At 71.5% G+C, this 16,650-nt stretch carries 20 protein-coding genes; 10 read left to right on the forward strand and 10 right to left on the reverse strand.

Features of this window, described 5'->3' with window-relative positions:
* Positions 1-86 precede the first annotated feature (86 nt).
* From COO58_RS19135 to COO58_RS19150, 4 genes are all read left to right on the forward strand, one after another.
* Complete coding sequence (locus COO58_RS19135; protein WP_098746642.1) at positions 87-1,241, forward strand: sensor histidine kinase; 1,155 nt, start codon at positions 87-89, stop codon at positions 1,239-1,241.
* On the forward strand, positions 1,238-1,840 hold the full coding sequence (locus COO58_RS19140) for a response regulator transcription factor (RefSeq protein WP_091573802.1): 603 nt from the start codon (positions 1,238-1,240) through the stop codon (positions 1,838-1,840). Before COO58_RS19135 ends, COO58_RS19140 begins: the two co-directional genes overlap by 4 nt.
* Positions 1,841-1,902: 62 nt before the next feature.
* A complete protein-coding gene (locus COO58_RS19145) occupies positions 1,903-2,775 on the forward strand; it encodes a LysR family transcriptional regulator (RefSeq protein ID WP_098746531.1) in 873 nt (290 codons plus the stop codon).
* Entirely contained in the window at positions 2,754-3,692 is a 939-nt protein-coding gene (locus COO58_RS19150) for a serine hydrolase (RefSeq protein ID WP_369700207.1), read from the forward strand. The genes COO58_RS19145 and COO58_RS19150 overlap by 22 nt, the downstream gene beginning before the upstream one ends.
* On the opposite strand, the gene COO58_RS19155 is transcribed toward COO58_RS19150, so the two are convergent.
* Together COO58_RS19155 and bla are read right to left on the reverse strand one after the other, a co-directional pair.
* Entirely contained in the window at positions 3,689-4,603 is a 915-nt protein-coding gene (locus COO58_RS19155; protein WP_098746533.1) for a CPBP family intramembrane glutamic endopeptidase, read from the reverse strand. The two genes, COO58_RS19150 and COO58_RS19155, sit on opposite strands and share 4 nt — an antisense overlap.
* A 201-nt stretch (positions 4,604-4,804) precedes the next feature.
* The gene (gene bla / locus COO58_RS19160; RefSeq protein WP_098746644.1) at positions 4,805-5,719 is read right to left on the reverse strand and encodes a class A beta-lactamase; all 915 of its coding nucleotides are present in this window, start codon (positions 5,717-5,719) and stop codon (positions 4,805-4,807) included.
* 519 nt (positions 5,720-6,238) lie between these two features.
* Between bla and COO58_RS19165 the strand changes: the two genes are divergently transcribed.
* Positions 6,239-6,646, forward strand: coding sequence for a DUF1801 domain-containing protein (locus COO58_RS19165; RefSeq protein WP_091573798.1), 408 nt, complete (start codon positions 6,239-6,241; stop codon positions 6,644-6,646).
* A gap of 235 nt (positions 6,647-6,881) precedes the next feature.
* Here COO58_RS19165 and COO58_RS19170 read toward each other — a convergent pair whose 3' ends face one another.
* The 5 genes from COO58_RS19170 to COO58_RS19190 form a co-directional block, all read right to left on the reverse strand.
* Positions 6,882-8,060, reverse strand: a complete 1,179-nt coding sequence (locus COO58_RS19170; protein ID WP_098746535.1) for a glycosyl hydrolase family 18 protein — start codon at positions 8,058-8,060, stop codon at positions 6,882-6,884.
* Between the two features lie 19 nt (positions 8,061-8,079).
* Positions 8,080-9,348: a chitinase gene (locus COO58_RS19175; protein ID WP_098746537.1), complete on the reverse strand. Its 1,269-nt coding sequence runs from the start codon at positions 9,346-9,348 to the stop codon at positions 8,080-8,082.
* A gap of 163 nt (positions 9,349-9,511) precedes the next feature.
* The gene (locus COO58_RS19180) at positions 9,512-10,096 is read right to left on the reverse strand and encodes a hypothetical protein (protein ID WP_091573795.1); all 585 of its coding nucleotides are present in this window, start codon (positions 10,094-10,096) and stop codon (positions 9,512-9,514) included.
* A 159-nt stretch (positions 10,097-10,255) separates the two neighbouring features.
* Positions 10,256-11,308, reverse strand: a complete 1,053-nt coding sequence (locus tag COO58_RS19185; RefSeq protein WP_098746538.1) for a lytic polysaccharide monooxygenase — start codon at positions 11,306-11,308, stop codon at positions 10,256-10,258.
* Between the two features lie 140 nt (positions 11,309-11,448).
* Complete coding sequence (locus COO58_RS19190; protein WP_369700208.1) at positions 11,449-11,613, reverse strand: ATP-binding cassette domain-containing protein; 165 nt, start codon at positions 11,611-11,613, stop codon at positions 11,449-11,451.
* Between the two features lie 106 nt (positions 11,614-11,719).
* Here COO58_RS19190 and COO58_RS19195 point away from each other — a divergent pair, with 106 nt between their 5' ends.
* Together COO58_RS19195 and COO58_RS19200 are read left to right on the forward strand one after the other, a co-directional pair.
* Positions 11,720-12,928, forward strand: a complete 1,209-nt coding sequence (locus tag COO58_RS19195) for a DUF2254 domain-containing protein (protein WP_176558901.1) — start codon at positions 11,720-11,722, stop codon at positions 12,926-12,928.
* A 65-nt stretch (positions 12,929-12,993) separates the two neighbouring features.
* Positions 12,994-13,389 (forward strand): DUF4190 domain-containing protein, encoded by a 396-nt coding sequence (locus COO58_RS19200; protein WP_098746542.1) that lies wholly within the window; start codon positions 12,994-12,996, stop codon positions 13,387-13,389.
* A gap of 3 nt (positions 13,390-13,392) precedes the next feature.
* On the opposite strand, the gene COO58_RS19205 is transcribed toward COO58_RS19200, so the two are convergent.
* Genes COO58_RS19205 through COO58_RS19215 form a run of 3 tightly spaced genes read right to left on the reverse strand, consistent with a single transcriptional unit; the run spans position 13,393 to position 14,525 of the window.
* Positions 13,393-13,854, reverse strand: coding sequence for a hypothetical protein (locus COO58_RS19205; RefSeq protein ID WP_141561929.1), 462 nt, complete (start codon positions 13,852-13,854; stop codon positions 13,393-13,395).
* A gap of 9 nt (positions 13,855-13,863) precedes the next feature.
* On the reverse strand, positions 13,864-14,223 hold the full coding sequence (locus tag COO58_RS19210; RefSeq protein WP_098746546.1) for a DUF1330 domain-containing protein: 360 nt from the start codon (positions 14,221-14,223) through the stop codon (positions 13,864-13,866).
* A gap of 32 nt (positions 14,224-14,255) precedes the next feature.
* Complete coding sequence (locus COO58_RS19215; RefSeq protein WP_098746548.1) at positions 14,256-14,525, reverse strand: BON domain-containing protein; 270 nt, start codon at positions 14,523-14,525, stop codon at positions 14,256-14,258.
* A 198-nt stretch (positions 14,526-14,723) separates the two neighbouring features.
* On the opposite strand from COO58_RS19215, the gene COO58_RS19220 reads away from it, so the two are divergent.
* From COO58_RS19220 to COO58_RS29960, 3 genes are all read left to right on the forward strand, one after another.
* Positions 14,724-15,215, forward strand: a complete 492-nt coding sequence (locus COO58_RS19220; RefSeq protein ID WP_141561930.1) for a hypothetical protein — start codon at positions 14,724-14,726, stop codon at positions 15,213-15,215.
* 155 nt (positions 15,216-15,370) lie between these two features.
* Positions 15,371-16,396, forward strand: a complete 1,026-nt coding sequence (locus COO58_RS19225) for a S1C family serine protease (protein ID WP_098746553.1) — start codon at positions 15,371-15,373, stop codon at positions 16,394-16,396.
* A gap of 80 nt (positions 16,397-16,476) precedes the next feature.
* Positions 16,477-16,647: a low temperature requirement protein A gene (locus COO58_RS29960; protein WP_176558902.1), complete on the forward strand. Its 171-nt coding sequence runs from the start codon at positions 16,477-16,479 to the stop codon at positions 16,645-16,647.
* Positions 16,648-16,650: the final 3 nt, after the last annotated feature.

The following is a 16,650-nucleotide window of genomic DNA, read 5'->3' on the forward strand; positions in this document are numbered from 1 at the left end:
CCGCCGACCCGTCAGTGGCGCGGTGTCATCACCGCATGTGACGTGGTGTCACTGGTCGCGACCCGTGGCTGCCGGATACTGGTGTGGTGACCGCGAGATCACCGCGCTTCACCGAGTCGACGCAGGGAAGGCTGCGCCGGCTCAATCTCGTCACGTCACTACCGCCCGTGGTGTTCGCCGCCGCGGTCCTCCTCTACATCGACGCGCGTACCTGGTGGCACATCGTCATCCTGGCGCCGGGGGCGGTGGCGGCCGTGGTGGCCTTCGAACGATGGACGGCCAACGACCTGGCCCGGGTGGCGGTGCCCTGCCTGGTCGTCGGGGCAGCGGTGTGGCCGCTGGGAGTCCTGGTGACCGGCAGTCCCAACGCCTACTGGGGGTTCTGCGCCGTGGGTTCCCTCGCCCTGCGGGAGGTCCGGCGGCACCGCGGGCCGGCGGTGGCCGGGCTGTTCTCCTACGTCGCCGTCGTCGGCGCGGCGCGGCTGCTGGTGCAGCGGGACGACGTCGCTCACGTCCTGGTCACCTACGTCCTCGTCCCGACCGCCCTCACCGTCGTCGTGACGGTCTTCACGATCGTGGGCGAGCGGTTCTACGACCTCATCCGGGAACTCGAACAGACCCGGGAACGCGAGGCGGAGCTGGCCGTCGTCCGGGAGCGCGTGCGATTCGCCAGCGACCTGCACGACATCCAGGGCCACACCCTGCACGTGGTCAAGTTGAAGATCGCCCTGGCCCAGCGACTGCTGCTCCGCGACACCGCGCGGGCCGAGGAGGAGCTGCGCGAGACGTACGCGTTGGTCAGCGACACCATCACCCAGACCAAGGAACTCGCGTACGCCCAACGGCGGCTCAACCTGACCGCGGAGATCGAGAACGCGAAGAACCTGTTCGAGGCCGCCGGCATCCGGGTGCGGGTGACCCGGGAGGCCGAGGTCGACGCCCACGTCAGCGAACTGCTCGGGCAGGTGCTGCGCGAGACCACCACCAACATCCTGCGCCACGCGCAGGCCACCCAGGTGCGGATCACGCTCGCCGGGTCGGGCATCACCATCGTCAACGACGGCGTGACCGCCGACACCCCACCCGAGCTCAGGGGACTGTCCGCGCTGCGGCAACGGCTGGCGGACGACGGCGGTCAGCTGATGGTGGAGCAGCACGAGGGGCGCTTCCGGACGGCCGCGACGTTCCCGCCCGCCCGTGGCGCGGTGCAGCCACCGGCCCTGAAGGAGGACGGTCGATGACCACAATCGTGCTCGCCGACGACGAGGTGCTGCTCCGGACGGCCCTCGCCGCGCTGCTGCCCCTGGAGGGTGACATCACCGTTCTCGCCGAGGCGCAGGACGGTGAGACAGCCATCGAGGCCACCCTGCGGCACCGGCCCGACGTCCTGGTCATCGACCTGGAGATGCCCGGCGTGGACGGCCTCGGCGCGGTCGCCGAGATCCGTCGAACGCGACCCGAGCAGGTGATCCTCATGCTGACCCGGCACGCCCGCCCCGGCGTGCTCCGCAAGGCCCTGAAACTCGGCGTCCAAGGCTTCATCAGCAAGTCCGCCGAGCCGGCCCACATCACCTCCGTCATCGCCACCCTGGACGCCGGTAAGCGCTGGATCGATCCGGACGTGTCGGCACTCGCCGTCACCGACGACTCCCCCCTCACCGACCGCGAAGCCGACGTCCTGAGGGTCACCGGCGAGGGCTACTCGGTCACCGACATCGCCGCCCGACTGCACCTCGCGCCGGGAACCGTCCGCAACTACCTCTCCAACGCCATGCGCAAGACCCAGACCCGGACCCGCCACGAGGCCGCCCGGTACGCCCGCGAACACGACTGGTTGTAGCGGACGATCCTCGTCCGGCCTCCGGTCGTCGGTTCCATGCGTTCCAGGTATAGGTTCGGCAGGTGGATGTGGTCGCCGCCTGCCGGGCCTTCGTCGCCGTCAGCGGGCACGGCAGTTTCACCTCCGGCGCCGCCGCGGCGGGCATCCCCCAGTCGGTCGCCAGTCGCCGCATCGCCGCCCTGGAGGGGCACTTCGGGGCGCGGTTGTTCGACAGGTCCTCCCGGGCGGTTCGGTTGACGTCGTTCGGGCAGGACATGCTGCCGACGGCCCGTCGCCTGGTCGATCTCGCCGACGCGATGACCGACGACGCCGAGCGCGCCCGGCTGCGCCCGCTACAGGTCGCCGTACCCGAGACCTGTCCCGCACCCCGCCTCGCCGCCCTGGTGGTCGCGAGCCGGCGTCACCGCCTCCAGCTGGAGGTACGGCCGGCCGGCCCGCAGGAACGCGACCGGCTCTGTCAGGCTCTGGAGGTCGGCGCGGGGATCCTGGCCGTCCCCGAGGCGGCGGCTTCCTGGCGGGTTCCGCTCGGGCTGGCCGCCCGGACCCCGTTTCCGGCGGCGACGGTGTTCCTGGAGACGCTGCGCCGCGGCCGAGCCCGCACCCAGGCACGACGGCGGATCCTCATCCAGCCCGAGGACGACCTCGCCCACCTGCGGGATCCGCTGACCCGCGCCGGCCAGTCGGCCGGACTGGCGCCGGCCCAGGTCACCGTCGCGCCGTCGCTCGTCGACGCCGCGGCGAAGGCGCTCAGCTCACCCGACCTGCTGCTCTGCTCCCGCCAGCAGGCCGAGGACTTCGGGCTGCACTGGTGTCCCCTCGCCGAGCCTCGACTCGTACGCGGCTACGACATCGCCGCCGGCCTCCGCGAGGACCTCGAACAGCTGCGAACGGTGCTGCATTCGGACATAGCGCGATGCCTGGGCGCGACGACGTGAGTGCCACCACCGTCGTGCGCGACGCGCGCGGGCTCCTCGACGAGGCCGGGCTGCGCGGCGCCTTCCTGGTCCGCAACCTCGACAGCGGCGCGGAGATCGGCTTCGACGCGGACGCCCGCTACCCGTCGGCGTCGCTGGTGAAGGTGCCGTTGGCGGTCGCCGTGCTGGAACGGATCGCCCGTGGCGAAATAGACCCGGCGCTGCCGGTCGACGTCGCGCCCGGTCGGATCACCACCCCCGGCCCGACCGGTCTGAGCCGATTCCGGCATCCGGCCCGGATCGCCGTGGACGACCTGCTGTACCTGAGCACGTCCGTCAGCGACTCGGTCGCCGCCGACGCGTTGTTCGACCTCGTTCCGCCGGCTGCGGTCGCCGCCGAACTGCGGCGACTGCGCGTCGACGGCATCGCCGTCCGGCACCGGGCGGGCGACCTCGCCGACACGCCGGCGGAACGGCTCGGGCCCGACGACGCGCATCTGGCCCACTCCCTCGCCATCGGCGCGGCGACTCCCGGGCAGGGCCATCCGGTCGCCCAGCTCGACGTCACCCGCGCCAACACGGGATCGGCGCGGGCCTACGTCGACCTGCTGCAGGCCCTCTGGCGACCGTCGGTGATCCACCAGACCACCGCCGCGCGGGTGCGCGCCCTGATGGGCGACAACCTGCACCGGCAGCGGCTCGCCCCCGACTTCACCTCCGACGCCTCCCGCTGGTCGTCCAAGACCGGCACCCTGCTGCACCTGCGGCACGAGGTCGGGGTGGTGGACCACGGCGACGGGCAGTCGTACGCGGTCGCCGCACTCACCGCCTCCCGGGTGCCCGCCGTCGCCCAGCCCGGCAGCGAGGCGACGATGGCCCAGGTCGCCCGTTCCCTGCACGACCACCTGCGCACGGGCACGCTGCCCTGGTGGGGTTAGCCGGCGGTTCTGGGCCGGGTCCGCCGCTCACGCGACCAGACCAGCACCACCATGGCGACGTTGACGGCCGCCAGGATCAGCAGGGACGCGTCGCCGGAGTCGGTGGCGCGGTCGATCGCGTAGGGCTCGCCGTCGGCCATCACCGTGCTGACGACCCCGAACAGGACGTTGTTGGCGACGTGGAAGGCGACCGGCGCCTCGATGCCGCCGCTGATGATCGCCATCAGGCCGGTGCAGAGGCCGATGACGGTGAAGTAACCGAACAGCCAGGGGTCGCTCGACCCGTGGAGCACGGCGAAGCCCAGACTCGACACGACGAGCCCGACGGCCAGCGCCGGCCGGACCGCACGCACCCAGGACGCGGCGGCGGGCAGCACGGCGCTGCGCCACAACAACTCCTCGCCGGTGGACTGCAGCGGCGTACTGAGCACGGTGACCGCCAGCAGGCCGATCGTCGTGCCGCTGACACCGAAGGTGGTCCAGCCCGGCGAGTCCGGCGCCACCAGCGCCACGACGCCGATCCCCGCGCCCACGAGCACCGCGGCCATCACGAGGTAGGACGTCAGGCGGCGGGCGTCGACGGCCCGGGGTGAGCTGATCAGCCTGCGCCACGGCACCCTGGCGATCCGCGCCAGGAGCAGGACCGCCACCACGCCCGACGCGCCGATGCTGATGTTGACGGCCAGGGACTTCAGCGGCGTCATGAGGGGGGACATCGGGTCGTCGCTGCCCTCGACGGCGCCCACGACCTGATAGAGCAGGACCTGGAGGACCAGCATCACCACCGGTGGGACACCGATGACCACGAGCGGCTTCCACCAGCTCATCCGCAGGTGGGCCCCGAAGGGCCGGGAGCTGTCGACGGCCGGCCGGTGACGCTGCGTCGGTTCGTCGGTTCGTGTGGCGTCCATGGGGTTCCTTCCAAGCGGCGTGGCATTCCCATTGCAGCGCTCGCCGGACGGCGCGGGCAGTGTCACCGCGTCACCGTCGCACCGTGACATTCGTGGTTCTCGGCGTCGGTGGTGTCGGTCCCGCCGGCGACCGGCGCGTTCACCGCGGCCTCCATCCGCGCTGCCCGAAGGCTGGCGCCGCACCGGCTGGTGGTGGAGCCGTCACAACGCGGCGATCGCGACCTCGGCCGCCCGGGCGATCAGGGCGTTGTCGTAGTCGGCGTCCTTCTGGTCGCGGCTGGACAGCACCGCGAGCACGATCGGCGCCCGGTCCGGCGGCCAGACCACCGCGATGTCGTTGCGGGTCCCGTAGCCGCCGGAGCCGGTCTTGTCCCCGACGACCCAGCCGTCGGGCACACCGGCGCGGATCAACTCGCCGCCCGTGGTGTTGCCCCGCAGCCAGCCGTTGAGGATGTCGCGGTCCGCGGGGTCGAGGGCGTCGCCGACGGCGTACGCCCGCAGGTCCTGAGCCAGGGCCCGCGCGGTGCTGGTGTCCCTACGGTCACCCGGGCGCGCCTCGTTGAGCGCGGTCTCGTACCGTGCGGGGGCGGTGACCTTGTCGCCGACCCCGCGCAGTTCCTTCTCGAACCTCTGCGGTCCGCCGAGCCGGCGCAGCAGCAGGTTACCGGCGGTGTTGTCGCTGTAGCGCACGGCCGCGTCGGCGAGCGCGCGCAGCGTCATGCCGTCGGCGACGTGCTTCTCGGTGATCGGCGAGTAGGTGACCAGGTCGTCCGCCGAGTACCGCACCACCCGGTCCAGCTCGGCATCCGTGGTCTCGTCGAGAACCTCCGCGGCGGCCAACGCCTTGAACGTCGAGGCGTACGCGAACCGCTCGTCGGCCCGGTAGCCCACCGTCCTGCCGGTGCCGGTGTCGATCGCGTACACCCCCAGCCGCGCGTCGAACGTCTCCTCCAGGTGCCGGAACGCGCGGTCCCGGTCGGCCGCGGCGGACGCGGTGGCCGTCATCGGACGGTCCGGCGTCGGCCGTTCGGCGGCATCGCCGGAATCGGCGGGACCGCAGGCGGCGAGGGCCACCGCTGACACCACGGCCACCAGACGGTGTGGGGCGAGCACCATGATCACTCCTTGTCGATGTCGTGCGTCCGGCACCGGACAGCGCCGGTTGGGCAGGACTCGACCCTGGCAGCGATCGGGCATGCGGTCGAAGACGGAATCGGCGGTGTTCATGCCGATCCGGCATCGCCGGGGTTGCGGGGCGGTTCCGGCCGGCCGCTCCCCGCCAGGTGAGCGTGATCCCTACTCGACGGGAGGACGGACGAAGCGTCGCGACGTCTCCCCGACGGCATCGGGGCGCGCGGCGCGGTCCATGCCGATCCCGCTCGCGACTGGAGCGCCTGCCGCGCAGATCGGGCGCGACCAGCCGCCGACGGTTGCCGAGCCCCGGCACCAGGTCGCGGAACTGGGAGGACGAGGACGGGTGGCGTGCGGCAGCGGCACCACCGGGGCGTCCGGAGGTCCGGCCCCTCGACCGAACGTGCGGATGCGGTCGACGTCGGCGGCGCAACGGTCCTCGCGCAGGGGCGCCTGTCGTACGGACGTGACAGCATCACGGCCGTGGCGACATCAAGGCAGCCGGTGACGGTTCCCACCGACGCGAGCGTCGACGATTTCCTGGCCGCGGTCGCGGACGAGCGCCGGCGTGCCGACGCCCTGCGCCTGTGCGCGATCCTGCGCGACGTGACGGGTGAGCCGCCGGTGATGTGGGGCCCGAGCATCGTGGGCTTCGGCAGCTACCACGGCCCCACCGGCGACTGGCCCCTGGCCGGTTTCTCGCCCCGCAAGCAGCAGCTCGTCCTCTATCTGGTCGGCGGTTACGAGGAGCGCTACCCGACGTTGCTCGCCCGGCTCGGCCCGCACAGGACCGGCAAGGGCTGCCTCTACCTCAAGCGGCTCGACGACGTCGACGAGGGCACGCTGCGTGAGCTCGTGGAGCGCACGGTCCGCGTGCACAAGGGCGTGGACCGATCCCACCGACCCGAGTGACCCGGGGCGGTCGACGCACGCCGCAGCGCACCCGCCAGGTCGGTCGCTGAGCCGAACGACGGGGCGAGCTGACGTACACCGCGGCCGAGCCGTGCGGCCGCTCACGGTCAGGACGTCGAAGACGCCGGTGCCGTTCGGGGTCAGCTTCTGAAGGGTGGATGCCGTGCGGGGCGGGGAGGAGTCCGGGCCGCCGCCCGGACTCCTCCCCGGCTCCACCGCCCTGGTGGAACAGCTCTCAGAAGCCGGCGGAGATCCGGCTGAACTCCCAGTCGCTCTGGGCGATGCCGCTGCAGTTGGACACCACGCCGCCGCCGGCGCAGCCGCGATCCCGGTTCACCGCCCAGAACGTGAATCGAGCGAGCCCGTTGCTCCTGGCGTAGTCACGGATCCGCGTCCAGGTCTCCGGCGTGGTGACCTCCTGCTGGTCGGACAGCCCGTTCATACCGGAGATGCCCATGTGGGCGTACGCGGTCTGGTCGTTCCAGCCGAACGTGGACTTCAGCTGATTCTTCAGACCTTCCGCGGCGTTGCGGGTGCTGGTGTACATGTCCGCGCCGCCGCCGAAGTCGAACGGCATGATGGTGAAGACGTCCACGTTGGCGTTCAGCGCCCGGGCCTGGTTGATCAGCCGGACGCCGTGCACGTTGGGTCCGGTCGTGGTCGTACCGAAGGTCAGGATCGTGGTGACGCCCGGGTTGTTGCGCTTGATGATGCCCAGGGCACTCACGATGCGGTCGGCGACCGTGTAGTTCTCGAACTCGTCGTAGTTCTCGATGTCGATGTCGATGGCCTTGAGGCCGAAGGTGTTGATGACCTTCTGGTACGCGCCGGCGAGGGCCTCCGGGGTGGCGCAGTTCGGGCCGAGCTTGTTGCCCTGCCACCCGCCGATCGACGGGACGATGGTGGCGCCGGCGGCCTTGGCCTGGTTGATCCAGGACTCGTGGACGCCGCCGGTCAGGCCGCCCTCACCGTCCCAGACCGGGTTGCAGCCGTTCGCCAGCACGAACGCGACGGTGAACGCGCGGACGCCCTGACCGGTGATCGTCGAGGGCGCCGGCGGGTTGCCCCAGCCGGGATAGACGTACGGCGCCGCCGCCATCCTGCCGGCCGGGGGCGGGTTGGTCGGGCCGGTGGGGGGCGGGGTGGTCGGGGTGGTGCCGCCGCAGGTGCCCTGGTTGGCCCAGACGTCCCACTGGCCGCTGTGGGTGGCCGGGTTCTCGTTCTGGGTCCACCACTTGGCCTGGTAGTTGACGCCCTGGTACGACGCCTGGCCGCCGCCGACGTACACGGCGGACGACGACCAGGCCGGGTAGCAGGCCGCGGCCGCGCTCGACGTGGTCATCGGGGCGACGGCGAGGGCGGTGGCGGTGACCGTGACGGCGGCCAGGGCCAGGATCTTCTGCCTGAGTTTCATGACACTCTCCTGCGGGGGTTCAGGGAAGGGTGTTGAGGTGGGGACGGACGGTGTTGGCGAATCCGTTGCCGTTGGTGACGTCCCAGTTGACCGACCACGTCATGGCGCCACGGATCCCCGGGTAGGTGCGCGGCGGCTTCACGGAGCCGCAGTTGATGCCCTTGGCGAGGCAGTCGAGGGCCTGGTTGACCACCGAGGGGTTGACGTAGCCGCCACCGGCGGCGCTCGGCGCGGCGGGCAGCCCGAGGGACACCTGGTCCGGCCGGAGCCCGTTCTCCAGCTGGATGCAGGCGAGCGCCACGAGGAAGTTGACCGTTCCCTGGGCGTACGCGGCGTTGTTGTCGCAGCCGAGCATCGCACCGGAGTTGTAGTACTGGGTGTGGACGACGGTCAGGATGTCCTTGATGCTCAGCGCCAACTGGAAGTACTGACTGCCGGTGCTCTGCATGTCGATGGTCTGCGGCGCCATCGTGACGATCAGGTTCGGGTTCGTCCGGTTGCGGATGTCCCGCAGGGCCTGACCCATGTACGTCGCGTTGACGCCGTTCTCCAGGTCGATGTCGACGCCGTCGAACCCGTAGCTGGCGATGAGGCCGACGATCGAGTTGGCGAAGTTCGTTGCGGCGCTGGAACTGGCGACCGAGATCGTGCCGCGCTCGCCACCGACCGAGATGATCACCTTCTTGCCCCGCGAGTGCAGGGTGGCGACGTCGTTCCTGAAGTCGGCGTCGGTGTAGCCGCCGAGTGAGGCGCTCAGGCCCGGGTCGATGCTGAAGGACACCGTGCCGGGCGTGTTCGTCGCGTCGGCGAACGCGACCGCGATCAGGTCGTAGGTGGCCGGTACGTCACGGAGCCGGATCTCCCGGGCCGGGTTGTCGAAGTTCTGCCAGTAACCGGTGAGGAAGTGCTTCGGCAGCTGACCGTTGCCGGTCGGCGGGGGCGTGGTCGGCGGCGGGGTGGTCGTCGGGGGCGGGGTGGACGGTGGCGTCGTGGTCGGGGGTGGCGTGGTCGGGGGTGGCGTGGTCGGCGGGGTGGAGCCGCCGCAGGCGCCCTGGTTGGCCCAGACGTCCCACTGGCCGCTGTGCGTGGCCGGGTTCTCGTTCTGGGTCCACCACTTGGCCTGGTAGTTGACGCCCTGGTACGACGCCTGACCGCCGCCGACGTACACGGCGGACGACGACCAGGCGGGATAGCAGGCGGCGGCCGCGGAGGCGGACGACGCCAGGTGGACGGTGGCAGCACCGGCGGCCAGGACGGCGGCCAGGGCGAGGATGGCGGGGCGGCGCATGGGGGTGGCCCTTCCGGATCGGGGCGGAACCGAGGGCCTTATTATTAGGACTGTTAACAGTAGACGTCCAGAGTTAGACCACCTTGAATTTGATACGACGAATGAGAGAGGCCTGCGGCACTCTCACCAACACGAGGTGACCGGAGGCGGCCGCTCGGCGTGGTCAGAGGCCGGCGGCGGCGTCGTACCGGCGCCGCAGGTCGGCCATCTCCGATGCGGGCAACGCTTCCCTGAGTGCCAGGTCCTCGTACTTGTCGGGGAACATCTCCCGTAGCCGGTCGACGAACCTGACGTCGGCGGTCGCCTCGACCACCTCGACGCCGGGAGGTCGGGTGGTCATGTCCATGATCAGTGGGCCGACGAGTTTGACCGCTCCGTCCCAATGGCGCTTCTGTTCGGCGACGCCACAGAGGTGGAAGCCGTAGACCGTCCGGACGTCGGCCAGCGTGGTGGCCCCGGTGGGCTCGTAGCCGTAGACATGGACTCCGCAGACGACCGCCGGCGCGGCCTGCTCTCCGGCCGACCCCTGCGGGGCGGTGTGCCCGGCGTGGCCGTGATGTGTCGGGTCCACCTGCTCGAGGGTCGTGCGCATCCGGGCCAGGATCTCTTGGCGGAGAACCTCCGGGTCCGTCCTCGGGGTGGTCGAGGTGACCAGGGCGGCGACACCGATCGATGCGGCCAGCAGGCACACCTCGATCCACACGACGCCGCTTCGGCACCAGCCGCTGACGCGTACCCGGGAGATCATGGTCGTTCCTCACCTCGTCGCGGTTCCTGATGGTGGCGGAGAGCAGCGCATGGACCTCTGCCCGAAGGTCGGGTCCGTCCGCACTGCCACCCCCGGCGCACGGCCCTGCCGGCGGCGCGGTGGGGTGGCGCGTGCCGCGCCACCCCACCGCGGATGCTGTTACCGGGCGGTGCAGGTGAGGGTGGGTGCGGAGTTGGTGCCGTTCCAGGAGGCGTTGAAGCCGAAGCTGGTGGTGGCGTTGGCGCTCAGGGAGCCGTTGTAGGCGACGTTCGACGCGGTGACCGACGAACCGCTCGAGGTGACCGTCGCGTTCCAGGAGTTGGTGATGCTCTGGCCGTTGGGCCAGGTCCATGCCACCGTCCATCCGGAGATGGCGGCGTTGCCGGCCCGGACGGTGACCTCGGCGCCGAATCCACCGGACCACTCGTTCGTCTTGCGGAAGGTGGCGGTGCAGGCACCGTTTCCGGTCGGCGGCGGCGTGGTGGGCGGCGGGGTGGTGGGCGGCGGCGTGGTGGGCGGCGGGGTCGTCGGCGGCGGGGTGCCGCCACCGCCGAAGATCACGTCACTGCAGAGGTAGTACGGCTGGTCGAGGTGGGACGCCTGCCAGATGGTGTAGACGACGTGCCGCCCGGTACGGTTGCCCGCGTTCACCTGCGCCTCGTAGAGCCCGGTGGTCGGGTAGCTGCCGGTGCGGAGTACCAGCTCGAGGCTGTTCCAGGTGAGGGGCTGGGTGGTCGGGTCGAAACCCTGCTTGGTGATGTAGATCAACATGTAGTCGGCGCCGTGCCGAGCGCCGTCGGTCAGCGTCAGGGTGAAGTTGTTCGGCATCGGCTTCGCGGTCCACGCGCCGACCGCGTCGAGCGAGGCGTACAGGCCATTCTGGGTGCGACCGCCGCTGCACAGTTGCCCGTCCGGCACGGCGGCCTGGTGGTTGCCGCCGACGTTCTCGCGGTACAGGCCGTTCCAGTTCCACATGGTGTTCGGGTTGGCCTGCCACGCCTGCCAGCACATCGGGTCGGTCTGGGCCATCGTGGGGTTGAGGTGGTCGGAACCCCAGCGCTCGTAACATCCGTAGTTGCGTGACGGCGGGTTGGTGACTGATCCGTGCGCCGAGGCCGGACCGGCCTGGTTGACGGCGACCATCGTGAACGAGGCGACGAGAACCGCTACCGCGCCCAGTCCCAGACGGCGTGCTGTCCGTGAGATTTTCATGATGCTCCAGTGGATGCGCCGGCGCCCAGTGGTCTTCGCTGGGTGCCCACCCCGGAGAAGGTGACGCCGATCGATTCAAGCCGTCCCAGAGGTGGACGGCACTGCTGCCCAGCAGCGCTTGGCGACTCCCAGCCACGATGTTAGTAGAGACCAACGTCAATGTAAATCGATACCGACGCACCGGCCGGTCGCAGCAGAGTGCTCTTGCCGGCGCCGTTGTGCCCGAGCACCGCGGCCACCCCGTCGGGCGGAACGGCGAGGTCCACGCCGTGCAGCACCCGGGAACGCCCGTATCCGGCGTGCACCCCACGCGGAGTCAGCGTGCTTCGTGCGTCCAGTCGGGGTCCGCCTCAAGGTAAAACAGACACTTCGCCAGGTATGCAAAGGGCGCGTACCGGGGACTACGGCGGGATGAGCGGCACTCCGCGTACCGTCCGGTCCCGCCTGGCGGCCGCGTGGTCGGGATTCTGGCTGGTGCCGGCGGCGTTCGCCGCCGGGGCCGTGCTGCTGGCCCTCGGCCTGTCGGTGGCCGAGCTGCGCCTGGGCCTGCCGACCGCCGGGTTCCTGCCCAGCAGCGTGGCCGGCGCCCGGTCGCTGCTGTCCTCGATCATCACCGCGATGATCTCGTTCACCGCGCTGGTCTTCTCCATCACCGTGGTGGCCGTCCAGCTCGCCAGCAGCCAGTACTCCCCCCGGGTGCTGCGGACCTTCCTGCGGGACCGGATCACGCAGGCGGCTCTGGGCACCTTCCTGGCGACCGCGCTGTTCGCCATGGTGGTGCTGGCGGCACTGCCGGCCGGCCCCGACGCCCGGCTGCCGGAACTCTCGCTCGCCGTGACGATGACCTTCGTGCTAGCCAGCAGCGGGCTGTTCGTCTACTACCTGCACCACGTCACCACGGTCATGCGGGTCTCACACATCATCGCGGCGGTCGGCGCCCAGACCCGCCGGGTGATCGAGGAGCAGTATCCGGTCGGCCCGGCCGCCAGGCCCGTCGCACCGCTGACCCCGCCGGCGCAGGTGATCACCGCGGCGCAGCCCGGCATGGTCGAACACGTCGACCTCGGCCGGCTCGCCGCGCTGGCCCGCGAACACGACTGCGCCCTGTCGGTCCTGCCCGCGCCGGGCGACTTCGTGGTGGCCGGGCAACCGCTGATCGCGGTCCATCCGCTGCCCGGCGGCCAGCTCCCGGCGAGCGTGCCGGAGACGCGGGCGTGCGTCGCGGTGAGCCTCGGCGTGGAACGGACCCTGGGTCAGGACGTCGGGTTCGGGTTCCGGCAGTTGACCGACATCGCCGAGCGGGCCCTGTCACCCGGGATCAACGACACCACCACCGCGGTGCGCAGCGTCCAGGAGATGCACGACCTGCTGCGTCGTCTGGCCGGCCGGCCCGGTCACCGCCTGCTCGTCGACGACCCTGACGGCACGCCACGGGTACGGGCGCGGGCGCAGGACTTCGACGGTTTCCTCGCGGTCGCGGTCGACGACGTCCGGCGGGCGGGACGCGACCAGCCGCGGATCACCCGCCTCCTGGACGACGTGCTGGCCGACCTGCGTTCCGTGGCGCTGCCGGAACACCTGCCCGACATCGCCCGTCGGACCGAGAGTCGGCAGGAATGAGTCGACGGTGACGGGGGAAGCGGCCGGCACAGGCCCGCGCCACACGGCGTGGTGGAGGGAGCACCATGACCGCGTCCAGCGAACCGGCCCGCGGGGCCGACGCCTCGACCCGCGCCGGCCGGACCCGATCCGGTACGGCGGCCAAGACCAGCACGGCCGCCGCGCTCGCCCTCGTGTTCGGCGTGGCCGCGCTGTTCAGCGTGCTCACCGCCATCCTCGCCTGGATCGGCGTGGTCCTCGCCATCGTCGGCGTCGTCCTGGGCATCGTCGGCCTCAAGATGGCCGCCCGGCCGGGAGTCACCGGCCGCGGCGTGGCGATCGGCGGCCTCGTGCTCAGTGTGATCGCCCTGCTGCTCGGGCTGGCGCTCGGCGCGGGCATCACCACGTTCCTCAACAACGAGGGCGCGGTGGACCGGCTCCAGCAGCAGGTCGACGACCTGCGTGACCGACTCGACAACTGACCGTCAATTCCAGCCGGTCACCTGCTCGGCGACGAGCGCCCGACCACCCTCGAACTCCCGGTACGCACCGGCGGGCCCGAGCCGGTAGCGGTCGGACAGGTCACGGTACGAGAAATCGACGACGGTACCGCTCACGGTCACCAACTGCGGCGGTTCCGCGGTGACCGGATCGGTGGACAGCACCAGCAGCGTCCCGTCGGTGAAGTCGACGTCGCGCACGACGAACGCGCCGCCGGTGATGACGCGCTCCACCGTCGCCGTCACGGTGAGACGCGCGCCCACCTCGGCCCGGGCGACCGTGCCCAGCCGGACGGTGGGGGTCGGCTCCGGCGACGGCCCCGTGTGCTCCGGCTCGCCGGCGCAGCCGGTGGCGAGCAGGACCGCCACGGACAGGGCCGGCAGCGACCCGCGCCACCGGCCCGTTCGCGGGTGTCGCCCCAGCCGTGCCGGCCGTCTCCGGCTCATCCCGCGGTCCTAGGCCACCGTGGGTTGCAGGACGGCCTCCTTCAGCGCCTCCGTGCGCCACCGGGTCACCTCCTGGTACTCCGGGTCGGCCACCATCCGGCTGAACGCCGACCGGCTCGGATAACGCACCAGCAGCACCGCGTCCCACGCCTGCCCCTCCTCCGCCACCAGCGCCGGTCCACCGTCGCCGGCGTAGAGCACCTCGCCGCCGTAGCGGGGCAGGAACGTCTCCTGCAGGGCGGCGCCGTACCGCTCGTAGGACTCCCGCCCGCCCTCGGCGAAGCGCAGCAGGTTGAGCATCACCACCGGAGCGTCGGGATCGGCGGCGAGGAACGCCTTCAGGTCCCGACCGTTGGGGTCCACTGCCATCCGCTCTCTCCTGTCGTCCTCGCCTGGCGACGTCACACCACGTACACCCTGACGTTGACATCGTGCACCCCGGGCACGCTCCAGGCGAGAGCCCGGGCACGGGCCGCCGCGTCGGCCGAGCCCACCCGTCCCTCCAGGATGACCACCCGGTTCTGCGCCTCCACACAGATGCGCTCGTGGCGCAGCAGCGGGTCACCACTCAGCTGCTCGACCACCCGGCAGGCCAACCGGGTGTCGTTCGCGGCCGGGCCGTCGTGGAACAGCGCGGGCAGTCCCTCCGGAAAGAACCACGGGTAGGTCATGACTCGTCTCCTCACTCGATCGGCGTTCCTCACGCCCTACCCCCAGGGTTTCTTCGCCAATACGACAGCTCCGTGACGATCTGCACCCGTCCCTGTGACAAGAACCCCACGCGGGACACATCGGCACGGGCCGGTGGCGTGATCGCTCCCCGCAGGGGTAGCGGCCGGGTGAGCACGGTCGGACGAAAGGAGATCACCATGACCATTCGACGCGCGACCTCTCGTACCCTGGCCGCCGTCCTGCTGACGTCGTCGCTGCTGACGGCCGGATGCGGGAACGACGACCGGGACGCCACGCCGGCCGTCACCACGTCCGGTACGGCCGACCTGCCCGCCACCACCAACGCCAGCGGCGACTACTTCAGCGACGAGTCGTACCTCGGCAAGCCGGTAACGGTCAGCGGCGAGGTGACCCGGATCATCGCTCCCGCGGTCTTCGTGATCGACGCCGCCCGCTGCGGCGACGACTCGGTGCTGGTGGTCGCTCCGGATCCGATGAACGTGGACCTGGGCACGCAGACGCAGGTGACCGGCGTCGTCCGCCGGTTCGCCTACAACGACGTCGCCGCCGACCGCGAGCTCGGCGGCGACATCAACGCCTACCAGCCGTACCGCGACGAGCAGTTCCTCCTCGTGGACGGGGAAGGAGCCGCGGGGGCCGGCACCCCGTCGGGCGGCACCGGTTCGTGACCCGTCGCGTACGACGGGGTCCTGACGATCGGTTCTGAGCACCGTGACAACCAGCCGGATCGCCCCTGCCGGCGTTTGCCGGCAGGGGCGCCGGGTAGCGGCCCGCGGAGGCGCCGGAACGACCGTCGCCGCTGAGCACCCGGGAGGGCAGAGACGTGGCACCTCGATCGCGCTGGGCGGCGCTCATCGGCGGCGTGGCGCTGCTGGCCACGACAGTCGGCTGCACGGCGGACGGCGACGCCGCGGCGACGCCCGCCGCCCCGTCGGCGGTCTCGTCCGCGCCGTCCGCTGCCGGACTGCCACAGGTGGTCGCGCGGCTGCAACCCTCGGTGGTCACCGTCCGCACCGATCAGGGCCTCGGCTCCGGCGTGGTCTTCCGCGACGGCGGGCTGGTCCTCACGAACGAACACGTCGTGGGTGACCGCAAGGACGTGGAGCTGGCGCTCGCCGACGGAAGCCGGGTGCCCGCGCGGGTGGTCGCCGTCGACGCCGTCACCGACCTCGCCGTCCTCCGCGCGGAACGCACCGACCTGCCGCCCGCGCCGCTGCGCACCGAGCTGCCGCCGCCCGGCGAGCCGGTCGTGGCACTCGGCAGCCCGCTCGGTTTCCTCAACAGCGTCACCGCCGGCATCGTCTCCGGCGTCGGTCGGGAGATTCCGGGTTCGGCGAATCAGGGCAACGCCCTGGTCGACCTGATCCAGACCGACGCCGCCATCTCCCCCGGCAACTCCGGCGGCGCGCTCGCCGACTACTCCGGCCGGGTGGTCGGGATCAACGACGCGTACCTCCCGCCGCAGACCGGGGCGGTGTCCATCGGATTCGCGATTCCCGCCGCCACGGCCCTCGACATCGCCGACGACCTGCTGGACGACGGCAAGGTCACCCAGCCGTACCTCGGGCTGGCGGTGGCCCGGCTGACACCGCAGATCGCGCGGTCGCTCGGCGCCGCCACCGACCGGGGGGTGCTCGTCCGGGACGTCGCGCCCGACGGTCCGGCGGCGGTAGCGGGCCTGCGGCCCGGGGACATCGTCACCGAGTTGGCCGGCGACCGCACCGACACGCTGGAGGCGTTCCTCGGCGCCCTCCGTACCGTCGAACCGGGCCAACGCGTGGCGGTCACCTATCGACGTGGGGCCGACACCCGCGGCACGAATGTGACGCCGACGGCCGCGACCCGCTGACCCTGGCCCGACCGACCGGCGTCGTTGCGTGCTTCGCCGAAATTCGGGCGACCTCACCGGAGGGCGGCGAGACTGGTGCGGTGAGTGCTCCCACGTCCGTGCGGCAGTCGCGCTGGTTGACGCCGATCGTGCCGGGAACGCGGGTCACCCGACTGGAGTTGTTCTTCGATCTGGTCTTCGTCTTCGCCTTCCTCAACGTGACCGGCCTGGTGTCCACCCACCCGACGCCGAGATCGGTGGTGGCCGGGTGATTG

This window comes from Micromonospora sp. WMMA1996 (genome assembly GCF_002573675.1).
GTDB classification, from domain to species: Bacteria; Actinomycetota; Actinomycetes; order Mycobacteriales; family Micromonosporaceae; genus Micromonospora; species Micromonospora sediminicola.

Bases quoted from the DNA above. Each gene is read 5' to 3' on its own strand.
- COO58_RS19185 (WP_098746538.1), bottom strand. From the start codon at position 11,308: ATGAAAATCTCACGGACAGCACGCCGTCTGGGACTGGGCGCGGTAGCG.
- COO58_RS19210 (WP_098746546.1), bottom strand. From the start codon at position 14,223: ATGGCAGTGGACCCCAACGGTCGGGACCTGAAGGCGTTCCTCGCCGCC.
- COO58_RS19205 (WP_141561929.1), bottom strand. From the start codon at position 13,854: ATGAGCCGGAGACGGCCGGCACGGCTGGGGCGACACCCGCGAACGGGC.
- COO58_RS19220 (WP_141561930.1), top strand. From the start codon at position 14,724: ATGACCATTCGACGCGCGACCTCTCGTACCCTGGCCGCCGTCCTGCTG.
- bla (WP_098746644.1), bottom strand. From the start codon at position 5,719: ATGGTGCTCGCCCCACACCGTCTGGTGGCCGTGGTGTCAGCGGTGGCC.
- COO58_RS19200 (WP_098746542.1), top strand. From the start codon at position 12,994: ATGACCGCGTCCAGCGAACCGGCCCGCGGGGCCGACGCCTCGACCCGC.
- COO58_RS19180 (WP_091573795.1), bottom strand. From the start codon at position 10,096: ATGATCTCCCGGGTACGCGTCAGCGGCTGGTGCCGAAGCGGCGTCGTG.
- COO58_RS19175 (WP_098746537.1), bottom strand. From the start codon at position 9,348: ATGCGCCGCCCCGCCATCCTCGCCCTGGCCGCCGTCCTGGCCGCCGGT.
- COO58_RS19195 (WP_176558901.1), top strand. From the start codon at position 11,720: ATGAGCGGCACTCCGCGTACCGTCCGGTCCCGCCTGGCGGCCGCGTGG.
- COO58_RS19150 (WP_369700207.1), top strand. From the start codon at position 2,754: ATGCCTGGGCGCGACGACGTGAGTGCCACCACCGTCGTGCGCGACGCG.
- COO58_RS19155 (WP_098746533.1), bottom strand. From the start codon at position 4,603: ATGGACGCCACACGAACCGACGAACCGACGCAGCGTCACCGGCCGGCC.
- COO58_RS19140 (WP_091573802.1), top strand. From the start codon at position 1,238: ATGACCACAATCGTGCTCGCCGACGACGAGGTGCTGCTCCGGACGGCC.
- COO58_RS19170 (WP_098746535.1), bottom strand. From the start codon at position 8,060: ATGAAACTCAGGCAGAAGATCCTGGCCCTGGCCGCCGTCACGGTCACC.
- COO58_RS19215 (WP_098746548.1), bottom strand. From the start codon at position 14,525: ATGACCTACCCGTGGTTCTTTCCGGAGGGACTGCCCGCGCTGTTCCAC.